10 protein-coding genes are annotated in these 10,606 nt (G+C 63.4%); all 10 read right to left on the bottom strand.

Annotated features, from left to right (window positions below; genetic code table 11):
- A partial coding sequence (gene ureC / locus VN004_RS13055) for an urease subunit alpha (RefSeq protein WP_325610653.1) occupies positions 1–1,455 on the bottom strand: 1,455 nt, incomplete at its 3' end.
- A gap of 16 nt (positions 1,456–1,471) precedes the next feature.
- Positions 1,472–2,611: a patatin-like phospholipase family protein gene (locus VN004_RS13050; protein WP_325610651.1), complete on the bottom strand. Its 1,140-nt coding sequence runs from the start codon at positions 2,609–2,611 to the stop codon at positions 1,472–1,474.
- A gap of 14 nt (positions 2,612–2,625) precedes the next feature.
- The gene (locus VN004_RS13045; RefSeq protein ID WP_325610649.1) at positions 2,626–2,931 is read right to left on the bottom strand and encodes an urease subunit beta; all 306 of its coding nucleotides are present in this window, start codon (positions 2,929–2,931) and stop codon (positions 2,626–2,628) included.
- A 203-nt stretch (positions 2,932–3,134) separates the two neighbouring features.
- Positions 3,135–3,437: an urease subunit gamma gene (locus VN004_RS13040; protein WP_325610647.1), complete on the bottom strand. Its 303-nt coding sequence runs from the start codon at positions 3,435–3,437 to the stop codon at positions 3,135–3,137.
- Between the two features lie 144 nt (positions 3,438–3,581).
- Complete coding sequence (locus VN004_RS13035; RefSeq protein ID WP_325610645.1) at positions 3,582–4,439, bottom strand: urease accessory protein UreD; 858 nt, start codon at positions 4,437–4,439, stop codon at positions 3,582–3,584.
- A 31-nt stretch (positions 4,440–4,470) separates the two neighbouring features.
- Positions 4,471–5,166, bottom strand: coding sequence for an urea ABC transporter ATP-binding subunit UrtE (gene urtE / locus VN004_RS13030; RefSeq protein ID WP_325610643.1), 696 nt, complete (start codon positions 5,164–5,166; stop codon positions 4,471–4,473).
- Positions 5,167–5,302: 136 nt separating this feature from the next.
- Positions 5,303–6,055 (bottom strand): urea ABC transporter ATP-binding protein UrtD, encoded by a 753-nt coding sequence (gene urtD / locus VN004_RS13025; protein ID WP_325610641.1) that lies wholly within the window; start codon positions 6,053–6,055, stop codon positions 5,303–5,305.
- A 5-nt stretch (positions 6,056–6,060) separates the two neighbouring features.
- Positions 6,061–7,221 (bottom strand): urea ABC transporter permease subunit UrtC, encoded by a 1,161-nt coding sequence (gene urtC, locus VN004_RS13020; protein ID WP_325610638.1) that lies wholly within the window; start codon positions 7,219–7,221, stop codon positions 6,061–6,063.
- 239 nt (positions 7,222–7,460) lie between these two features.
- The gene (gene urtB / locus VN004_RS13015; protein WP_414710296.1) at positions 7,461–9,077 is read right to left on the bottom strand and encodes an urea ABC transporter permease subunit UrtB; all 1,617 of its coding nucleotides are present in this window, start codon (positions 9,075–9,077) and stop codon (positions 7,461–7,463) included.
- An 81-nt stretch (positions 9,078–9,158) separates the two neighbouring features.
- Complete coding sequence (urtA, locus tag VN004_RS13010; protein ID WP_325610636.1) at positions 9,159–10,478, bottom strand: urea ABC transporter substrate-binding protein; 1,320 nt, start codon at positions 10,476–10,478, stop codon at positions 9,159–9,161.
- Between the last annotated feature and the right edge of the window lie 128 nt (positions 10,479–10,606).

Raw genomic sequence — 10,606 nt, 5'->3', positions numbered from 1 at the left:
GCCGCCGAACGCGCCGAACATGGGCCGCATGTGAACCGGCTGCGGCGTGGGGATCGACGCGTTGGGGTCGCCCATCGGCGCGGCGGCGATGGCTCCGCCCTTGACGACGCAATCGGGCTTCACGCCGAAGAATGCCGGCGACCACACGACAAGGTCGGCAAGCTTGCCGGGCTCGATGGAGCCGATGTGCCTGGACATCCCCTGCGCGATCGACGGGTTGATGGTGTATTTCGCCACGTAGCGCTTGGCGCGGAAGTTGTCGTTGCCTTTGCCCTGGTCCTGCGGCAGCGGGCCGCGCTGCACCTTCATCTTGTGCGCGGTCTGCCACGTGCGGATGATGACCTCGCCCACGCGGCCCATGGCCTGGCTGTCCGACGACATCATCGACAGCGCACCGATGTCGTGCAGGATGTCCTCGGCCGCGATGGTCTCCTTGCGGATGCGGCTCTCGGCTAACGCCAGATCCTCGGGGATCGACGAGTCGAGATGATGGCACACCATCAGCATGTCGAGATGCTCGTCGAGCGTATTCACGGTGAACGGCCGCGTCGGATTGGTGGATGACGGCAGGACGTTCTTCAGTCCCGCCACCTTCATGATGTCGGGCGCATGTCCGCCACCCGCGCCTTCGGTATGGAAGGCGTGGATGGTGCGGCCCTTGAAGGCCTTGATGGTGTCCTCGACGAAGCCGCTTTCGTTCAGCGTATCGGTATGAATCATCACCTGAATGTCGTGATCGTCGGCAACCGAAAGGCAGTTGTCGATCGCAGCCGGCGTCGTGCCCCAGTCCTCGTGCAGCTTAAGCGCGCAGGCACCGCCCTTCACCATTTCCTCAAGCGCCGCCGGAAGCGACGCATTGCCCTTGCCGGCAAAGCCGAGATTGACCGGGAACGCGTCGGCCGCCTGGATCATGCGCGCGATATGGAACGGCCCCGGCGTGCAGGTGGTGGCGAAGGTGCCATGCGCCGGCCCGGTCCCGCCGCCGAGCAGAGAAGTCACGCCGCTCATCAGCGCATCGTCCACCTGCTGCGGGCAGATGAAATGGATATGCGTATCGAACCCGCCGGCGGTGAGGATCTTGCCCTCACCCGCGATCACCTCGGTGCCGGGCCCGATGACGATGGTGACGCCGGGCTGCACATCGGGATTGCCGGCCTTGCCGATCGCATGGACCTTGCCGTCCTTGAGGCCGACATCGGCTTTCACGATGCCCCAGTGATCGAGAATTACCACGTTGGTGATGACCGTGTCGACCGCGCCCTGCTTGTTGGTCATCTGCGACTGGCCCATGCCGTCGCGGATCACCTTGCCGCCGCCGAACTTCACTTCGTCGCCATAGACGGTGAAGTCCTTCTCCACCTCGATGACGATGTCGGTATCGGCCAGACGGACCCGGTCGCCTGTCGTCGGACCGAACATGCCGGCATAAACGCTGCGGGGAATTGTCGTCGACATGTCTGCTCCAACGCACCTAATGGGTCGATTGCGGGGTGTCGCTTTGTGCCAGTCCGAGACTTGCGAAGATCGGAGACAGGGACATCCGGGCGACACGGTAGCCTTCCGCGCGACGGCGGCGCACCGTCTCGCGGGAAAAATCGCGAAGCCCAAATTGTCCATCGGATGCGTGCTGGTCGTCCACGGCTTCGCCGGCCGTCACGCCCTGCACGTCGATATCGACGATGCGAATGAGCTTGCAGAGGCGCGCACGGTCGATTCGACGCTGGAGGTCGGCGTCGATCTGGCCAGGCGGCACGCGCTCGGCGAGGCGTTCGATCGTCTCGACCAGATCGTTGATGCGTTCGGCGGCCCTGCGATCCTGTCGCATATGGTTGCCGAAACTCAGTTCGTGCATGCGGTCTTCGACATCGGCCAGCGTGCGCGGCTTCCGCGCGCGGAGCGGATAAAGATTGAGCACGACCAGCACACGCTCAACGTCGCTGTCGCTGGAGAATGCATCGATCGCATCGCCGAGCGGCGCGTTGTCGACGAGCCCGCCATCCCAATAATAACGATCCCCGATCTCGGTCCACGGAAATTGCGGAGGCAGGCTGCCGCTCGCGAGGATATGACTGGGGGTAATCCGGCACGGCTCGTCACTGCCGATCCTGCGATTGCTGAAACGCTTCAGCTCGCCGCTTTCGACATCGACAGCCGTCACCACAAAGCAGGTCTCGCTGCTGTTGATCGCCGCGAAATCGACGTGCCGTTCGAGCGTGCGCAGCAGCGGCCGCGTGCTGTAATAGGAGGTCCAGGTGCCGAAACCGACGAGATCGAAACGCGGCAGATAAAATCCGGGCAGCCCGAACAGCGACAGGTCGCGCTGCGCTTCCTTCGGCCAGAAATCCGGCGCGTTCAGGGTGAGATCGTCCCAAAGGTCGCTCAGACGGCGCCGCGCGTCCTTCCGGTCCTTCGCTCCGACCACGCATGCCGCGTTGATCGCGCCGATCGACACGCCGCTCACCGCACGCAGCGTCGGGCAGCAGCCTGCGAATTCCGCCTCGTCCATCAATTCGAGCAGTGCGCTCATGCCGCCACATTCATAGGCGCCAAGCGCGCCACCCCCTTGCAGCACGACGCCGATCTCAATCCGTCTCGCGCCGTCTGAGAGCATGTCTCACGCTCCCGCTAAAGCTTTCCCATCACGTCTCCGCGGAAGCCATAGACCACCCGTTTTCCGCCATACGCGACGAGCCGCACCTCGCGGGTCTGGCCGGGCTCGAAGCGCACCGCCGTGCCGGCCGCAATGTCGAGCCGCATACCCCGCGCTTTCTTGCGATCGAATTTCAGCGCCGGATTGGTTTCGAAGAAATGATAATGCGAGCCGACCTGGATCGGCCGGTCGCCGGTATTCGACACCGTCAGGGTCACGGATTTACGGCCGGCATTCAGTTCGATATCGCCGTCTTTGACTAAGACTTCGCCAGGGATCATGTCGTCATCTCCTCGCCATCCGGCGAAATGCGGCAAAGGCCAGTCCGACGCAAAGTGCTGCGAGCGCGAGAACAAGCAGGTCCGGCAACGGACTATAGGCGTGGGGATGGTCGTGCGGCACGAGCGAGGTATGTGCTGCGGCTGGCGCCGCACCCGCGACCATGAGTGACAGAAAAGGGAAAAGTGCTTTCATCGCTCGCCTTTCAACGGATCGGTTCGTGGACCGTGACGAGCTTGGTGCCGTCCGGAAACGTGGCCTCGACCTGGATATCGTGAATCATCTCCGGGATTCCCTCCATCACCTGATCACGCCGGAGCACATGGGCGCCGTCGCGCATCAGCTCGGCGACGGTCTTGCCGTCACGCGCTCCTTCCACGATGAAATCGGTGATCAGCGCGACGGCTTCGGGGTGATTGAGCTTGACGCCGCGCTCGAGCCTTCGGCGCGCCACCATTGCCGCCATGGCAATCAGCAGCTTGTCCTTTTCACGCGGCGTCAACATCATAGCAGGCCTTCCGATGGTCCGAAGAGACGCGCGATTTTGGCAAACTTGCCGGATTCTTGGCAAGCATGTGAGGCCCTTTGGCGGCGCAAGCATCGGTGCATATCGTCATCGATATGGTCCTCGATACGAAAGTCCTTGTGTCGTTCACGACATCCAGAGCCTTGGCAGCGGACCACCGAGTTGACGAAGCACCGAAATGAGGTCACGTCGCAGCAGTGCGGCATCGCCCGCGCATAGCCTGACGACCGCGATCCCGTTCCAGGCGGAAACGCCACATTCGCACGAACAGCGATCAAGGCATTCCCGCATCGTGGCGGCGAGAGACTCCTCGGCAGGCGCAACGACAACGGTCGCAAAAGCGGTCGCGCCGGCGCCGGCCGCCGGCCTGGCCAGCAATGCGGAAATGTCGCCAGACAAGCGCAGGGTATCAGCAAAGACCAGCGTTCCGTTGCGGCGAATCCGCCAGCGATCGGCGAGTTCGCCACCGCGCACGGTCTCGCCCATGGCGGACCGGCCGAAGATCGTCGATTCGACCAGCAGCAGCGCGCTCTCGTCGACCACATCGACCTCGATCGACCGGTTCAGCTTGGCGCCGTCGAACAGGATCGTCTCCTGCGGCAGCCAGCGCAGGCTTGCGCCGGCGGCAATCGAAAGCCGAACGGCGACGCGGGATGCTGTGTCCATCGCACGATAGACTTTTTCGGCCGCAGCGGTCGTCACCGTGAGCCGGCTCTGCGCGGCGGCAGCGACCGAGATGGAAAAGTCATCGCCGCCGGCAATTCCGCCGGCGGTGTTCAGGATCACCGCCTCGCAGTCCAGGCCGCTCGGATCGGGGAGACGCACGCGCAGCGACCCGGCCTCGGCGACCTTGTTTCGTCGGGTGCGCCCCGAAGGATCGGCGCCGACCGACAGGTCGATGAGGCCATGGGCCCGGTTCCGGGCGAAGATGCTCGAGGCGTCTGCCAGTGAATTTCTCCGGAATACGGCCGCCACGGAGGCCATGTCAGGACCGCCAGTCTCACACACAGAGGTCTTACAAGGCCAGCGCGCGCCGCAAGGCCGGTTCGTCAAGGTCGTCCTTGCCGGACGAATACACCACCGAACCGCGGTCCATGGCGATGAAACGATCGCCGAGTTCGCGCGCAAAGTCGTAATATTGCTCGACCAGGACGATGGCGATGGTTCCGAGACTGCGCAGGTAAGCGATCGCCCGGCCGATATCCTTGATGATCGAGGGCTGGATGCCTTCGGTCGGCTCGTCGAGCAGAAGGAGCTTCGGCCGCATCACCAAGGCGCGGCCGATGGCGAGCTGCTGCTGCTGGCCGCCGGAGAGATCGCCGCCGCGCCGGCGCAGCATGTTGTTCAGTACGGGAAACAGGGAGAAGACGTCGTCCGGGATCTCGCGCTGGCTGCGGGGGAGCGGGGCGAAACCGGTCCTGAGGTTTTCTTCCACCGTCAGCAGCGGAAAGATCTCGCGACCCTGCGGCACGATTGCAATTCCCGAACGGGCGCGCTGATAGGGCTTGAGCGCATTGATGGACGCGCCATCCCACTCGATGCTGCCCTTGCTCACCGGCTGCTGGCCGACGATGGCGCGCAGCAGGCTGGTCTTGCCGACGCCATTGCGTCCGAGCACGCAGGTTACCTCGCCCGCCCTGGCCGATAGGGAGACGCCGCGCAGGGCCTGCGCCGCACCGTAATGCAGATCGATGGATTTCACGTCGAGCATGGAGATTACTCCGTCATTCCGGGACGGCACGCAGCGCCGGACCCGGAATCCAGATATGCGCTCGAAATCTGCCGGTGGCCGGGTTCACGCGCATCGCGCGTGCCCCGGAATGACGTGGTCAGGGTTTCGCGCACCATCACCGCCCCAGATAAACTTCGACCACGCGCTCGTTGCTCGACACCTGATCGATCGAGCCTTCGGCGAGCACCGAGCCCTCATGCAGGCACGTCACCTTGACGCCGAGCTCACGCACGAAATGCATGTCGTGTTCGACCACGATTACGCTCTTCTCACGGTTGATCTCGCGCAACAGCGCCGCGGTCTGCATGGTTTCGGCATCGGTCATGCCCGCCACCGGCTCGTCGACCAGCAGCAGCTTCGGCTCCTGTGCGAGCAGCATCCCGATTTCCAGCCATTGCTTCTGGCCATGCGACAGCGACCCGGCGAGACGCCAGCGCGCCTGCTTGAGGCGGATGGTATCGAGGATCTTCTCGATCCGGTCCGTATCTTCCGCATTGGCACGCCAGCGAAGGCTGGCGCGCGCGCTCTTGTCCATGCTCAGTGCGAGCAGGATGTTGTCCTCGACCGTGTGCATCTCGAACACGGTCGGCTTCTGGAACTTGCGGCCGATGCCGCGCCGCGCGATCTCGGTCTCATCCAGCGCGGTCAGATCGGCTTCACCTTCGAAAACGGCGGTGCCTTCGTCCGGCCGCGTCTTGCCGGTGATCACGTCCATCATCGTGGTCTTGCCAGCGCCATTCGGGCCGATGATGGCGCGCATCTCGCCGGGTTCGATGGTCAGCGACAGATTGTTGAGGGCCTTGAAGCCGTCAAACGACACCGAGATCCCGTCGAGATAAAGCAACGCCGTGGTGGTTCGCATATCCATCCGCGTTACTCCGCCGGCTTCGCAACGACATCGGCCGCGGGCTCGGCGCTTTGCGCAACCGCCCGCCGCGCCTGCCGTTCGCCCCACCAGTACGCAACGGTCCCGACAATGCCGCGCGGCAGGAAAAGGGTCACGGCCACGAACAGCCCGCCGAGCACGAACAGCCAGTAAGGCGCGAGGAGTCCCGTGGTGAAGGTGGTCTTTGCGTAATTGACAAGAAGCGCGCCAAGTACCGCGCCGGTCAGCGTACCGCGGCCGCCCACCGCGACCCAGAGCACGGCCTCGATCGAATTGGCCGGCGCGAATTCGCTCGGATTGATGATGCCGACCTGCGGCACATAGAGCGCGCCGGCAAGCCCCGCCATGCAGGCCGATACCGTCCAGACGAACAGCTTGTAGTTCTCGACGCGGTAGCCGAGGAAGCGCGTGCGCGACTCCGCATCGCGGATTGCGATCAGCACCTTGCCGAGCTTCGAGGTCACGATCTTCCGGCAGACGATGAAGCACAGTCCCAGCGCAACGCATGACAGCGCGAACAAGGCGGCGCGCGTCGACTGGGCCTGCACGTTGAAGCCGAGGATGTCCTTGAAATCGGTCAGGCCGTTATTGCCACCGAATCCGAAATCGTTGCGGAAGAAGGCGAGCATCAGCGCGAAGGTGAGCGCCTGCGTGATGATCGACAGATAGACACCCGTGACACGCGAGCGAAAGGCGAACCAGCCGAACAGGAAGGCGAGCATACCCGGCGCAAGGAATACCATGAGCATCGCGTAAGGGAAGGACTGGAAGCCGTACCAGAAGACCGGCAATTCCTTCCAGTTCAGGAACACCATGAAGTCAGGCAGGATCGGGTTGGCATAGACGCCGCGATCGCCGATCTGACGCATCAGATACATGCCCATGGCGTAGCCACCGAGCGCGAAAAAGGCGCCGTGGCCGAGCGAGAGAATGCCGCAATAGCCCCAGATCAGGTCGATCGACAGGGCGAGCAAGGCGTAACAGACATATTTGCCGAACAGCGCCACAGCATAGGTCGGCACATGCAGCGGATGCGACACCGGCAGCATGAGATTGGAGAGCGGCACCAGAATCGCCACTGCGGCGAGTATGGTGAGGAACACCACCGCCTGGCGGTCGAGCGTGCGGATGATCGGCCCGCCGGTCATGCTTCAAGCTCCTATTGCCGCGCATGCAGCGCGCATTGCAGCGCCCTCTCCCCTTGGGGGAGAAGGCAACGCCAGCAGATCAGCAAACTCCGTTGGGTGAGGGATAACGATCTCACAGAGGCGCTTTACCCCCTCACCCATCAGAGTCTGTGGTTCCGTCTGAGCCGCCCTCTCCCTCAAGGGGAGAGGGCACGAGAGGCAACCGTCCGCTTGCGGCAAGCTCATATGCATCATCCGCATCACGCCTCCACCGCCCGGCCCTTCAGCGCAAACAATCCGCGCGGGCGCTTTTGGATGAAGAGAATGATGAGAACGAGGATCGCGATCTTGGCGACCACCGCACCGGCATAAGGCTCGAGGAACTTGTTGGCGATGCCGAGCGAGAAGGCGCCGACCAGCGTGCCCCAGAGATTGCCGACGCCGCCGAACACCACGACCATGAACGAGTCGATGATGTAGCTCTGGCCGAGATTGGGCGAGACGTTATCGATCTGCGACAGCGCAACGCCGGCAAGACCTGCGATCCCCGAGCCCAGCCCGAAGGTCAACATGTCGACATTGGCGGTCTTGATGCCCATCTGAGCCGCCATCCGGCGGTTCTGGGTCACCGCGCGCATTTCGAGCCCGATGCGCGTGAAGCGCAGAATACCGAGGAGCCCGAAGAACACCGCAAGCGTGAAGACGATGATCCACATGCGATTGTAGGTGATGGTGAGGTGCCCCAGTTCGAACGCGCCGCTCATCCAGGACGGATTGCTGACTTCGCGGTTGGTCGGGCCGAAGATCGTTCGCACCGCCTGCTGCAGGATCAACGAAATGCCCCAGGTCGCAAGCAGCGTGTCGAGCGGCCGTCCGTAAAGCCACTGGATCACGGTGCGCTCGATCAGGATGCCGATTGCGCCGGCGAGAAGGAAGGCAAGCGGAATCGCGAAGGCGAGCGAATAATCGATCAGGCCCGGATTATGGACCCGGATCATTTCCTGCACGACGAAGGTCACGTAGGCGCCGAGCATCACCATTTCGCCGTGCGCCATGTTGATGACACCCATAACGCCGAAGGTGATCGCAAGGCCGATCGCCGCGAGAAGCAGAACCGAGCCCAGTGAGAGACCGTACCAGGCGTTCTGCAACACCTCCCAGAAGGCCAGCTGGCTCTGGATGTTCTTGATCGCCTCCTGCGCCTCCGATTTGACCGTGGTAGGCGCGTTCCCCGAAAGCCCGTTGAGGAGCGCAATCGAATCCTGATCGCCCCGATCGCGGATCACCGCGATCGCCTGGATCTTGTCGGCTTCGGAGGCATCATCCTTGTAAAGAATGACCGCGGCCCGCGCCTGCATCAGCGCGCGCTGGACGCTCGCATCGGTCTCCTTGGCAAGCGCCGCCTCGAGCGCCGGCAGCGCGGCGACATCGCGCGACTTGAAGACGGCCTGTGCGGAGGCGAGTCGCTGGCGCGGGTCGGCCGCCATCAGCGTGAGACTGCCGAGTGCGGCGTCGATCGCGCGGCGCAGCCTGTTGTTGATGCGGACAGTCGAAAGATCGGCGGGCGGAGAAGCAACGGCGGCTCCCGTCGCGGCGTCGAGCACTTGCGAACCGCGCTTGATGAAAATCTTCTTGCTCGCCGGATCGAAGACGAGCTCGCCGGCCTGCAGCGCCTCGATAATCGCGATCGCGCGCGCGGAGCCGCTCGCGGCCACCGCCGCAATCCCCTCCTCCGTGTCGCCGAAGGAGTCAGCGGCGAATTTCGGCAGCGCCTCATCGAGGGTCTGACTCAGGGCCGGCCGCGCGGCCACGAGACATGCGAGCGCCAGCGCGCATACAGCCAGCCACGTGCGCATTCTTGCGCGCAACAATCTCATCTCATGTGTTCCCGGCACAGCGTTGAGATGCATGGAGGCGGCGACAAGCGCGCCGCCTCCGGCGTCGTCAGAGTTTGAAGGTCAGGAACCCTGCCCGCCGCACTTCTTGGTCACGGTGTTGTAGTTGCCGCACTTCAGGTTGACCCAGTCGCCGATCAGGTCCTTCGAGCCCGGAAGCTCCTTCGACCAGGCATCGCCGGCGACGAGGCCGGGCGTCTTCCACACCACGTCGAACTGACCGTCCGCGCGCACTTCGCCGATGAACACCGGCTTGGTGATGTGATGGTTCGGAAGCATTTCGGAAACACCGCCGGTCAGGTTCGGCGCCTTGGTGCCGGGCAGCGCGTCGATCACCTTGTCGGGATCGGTGGTGCCGGCCTTCTTCACGGCCTCGACCCACATGGCGAAGCCGACGACATGGGCTTCCATCGGGTCGTTGGAGACGCGCTTCGGATTCTTCGTGAAGGCTTTCCACTTCGCGATGAATTCCTTGTTGGCGGGCGTGTTGATCGACTCGAAGTAGTTCCAGGCGGCGAGATGGCCGACCAGCGGCTTGGTGTCGATGCCGGCGAGCTCTTCCTCACCCACCGAGAACGCGACCACCGGAATGTCCTTGGCCTTCACGCCGCGATTGGCGAGTTCCTTGTAGAACGGCACGTTGGCGTCGCCGTTGATGGTGGAGACCACGGCGGTCTTCTTGCCGGCGGAGGCGAACTTCACGATATCGGCGACGCGCGTCTGCCAGTCGCTGTGGCCGAACGGCGTGTAATTGATCGAGATGTCCTCGTCCTTGACGCCCTTCGACTTCAGATAGGCCTCGAGGATCTTGTTCGTGGTGCGCGGATAGACGTAGTCGGTGCCTTCCAGCACCCAGCGCTGCACCTTCTCTTCCTTCATCAGGTAATCGACAGCCGGGATCGCCTGCTGGTTGGGCGCAGCGCCGGTGTAGAAGACGTTACGCTCGGATTCCTCGCCTTCGTACTGCACCGGATAGAACAGGATCGAATTCAGCTCCTTGAACACCGGGAGCACGGACTTGCGCGACACCGAGGTCCAGCAGCCGAACACGGCGGCGACCTTTTCCTTGGTGATCAGCTCGCGGGCCTTTTCCGCGAATAGCGGCCAGTTCGAGGCCGGATCAACGACCACGGGTTCGAGTTTCTTGCCGAGCAGACCACCTTTCTTGTTCTGCTCGTCGATCAGCATGAGCATGACGTCCTTCAGCGTGGTCTCGCTGATGGCCATCGTGCCGGAGAGCGAATGGAGAATGCCGACCTTGATGGTTTCCTGGGCCTTTGCGGGCAAAGCGGCTGCCATCGACAGCGCAAGACCCGCAGCCGAGGCTAAGAGCCAGCGGCGGGCAAACGGCCGCTGCGCGGCCGCACTGATGGAGTGAATCATGTTGTTTCCTCTGCTTCACGCGCACGCCAGATGACCCGGCATCCCGCGCCGCAGCGGAGTTCGCAAAGGACGTGCCAGTTACTGAAACTGGTCCAAGGCGTTGAGTCCGGACAGGAAATTGCGGGAAA

Origin of the sequence: Pseudorhodoplanes sp., from assembly GCF_035565855.1 — a bacterium.
In the GTDB taxonomy this organism is placed as follows: Bacteria; Pseudomonadota; Alphaproteobacteria; order Rhizobiales; family Xanthobacteraceae; genus Pseudorhodoplanes.
This window is presented reverse-complemented; position numbering and strand designations above follow the sequence as displayed.

Coding starts and splice junctions, on each gene's coding strand:
- VN004_RS13050 (WP_325610651.1), bottom strand. CDS start 2,611: ATGCTCTCAGACGGCGCGAGACGGATTGAGATCGGCGTCGTGCTGCAA.
- VN004_RS13045 (WP_325610649.1), bottom strand. CDS start 2,931: ATGATCCCTGGCGAAGTCTTAGTCAAAGACGGCGATATCGAACTGAAT.
- VN004_RS13040 (WP_325610647.1), bottom strand. CDS start 3,437: ATGATGTTGACGCCGCGTGAAAAGGACAAGCTGCTGATTGCCATGGCG.
- VN004_RS13035 (WP_325610645.1), bottom strand. CDS start 4,439: ATGGCCTCCGTGGCGGCCGTATTCCGGAGAAATTCACTGGCAGACGCC.
- urtE (WP_325610643.1), bottom strand. CDS start 5,166: ATGCTCGACGTGAAATCCATCGATCTGCATTACGGTGCGGCGCAGGCC.
- urtD (WP_325610641.1), bottom strand. CDS start 6,055: ATGGATATGCGAACCACCACGGCGTTGCTTTATCTCGACGGGATCTCG.
- urtC (WP_325610638.1), bottom strand. CDS start 7,221: ATGACCGGCGGGCCGATCATCCGCACGCTCGACCGCCAGGCGGTGGTG.
- urtB (WP_414710296.1), bottom strand. CDS start 9,077: ATGAGATTGTTGCGCGCAAGAATGCGCACGTGGCTGGCTGTATGCGCG.
- urtA (WP_325610636.1), bottom strand. CDS start 10,478: ATGATTCACTCCATCAGTGCGGCCGCGCAGCGGCCGTTTGCCCGCCGC.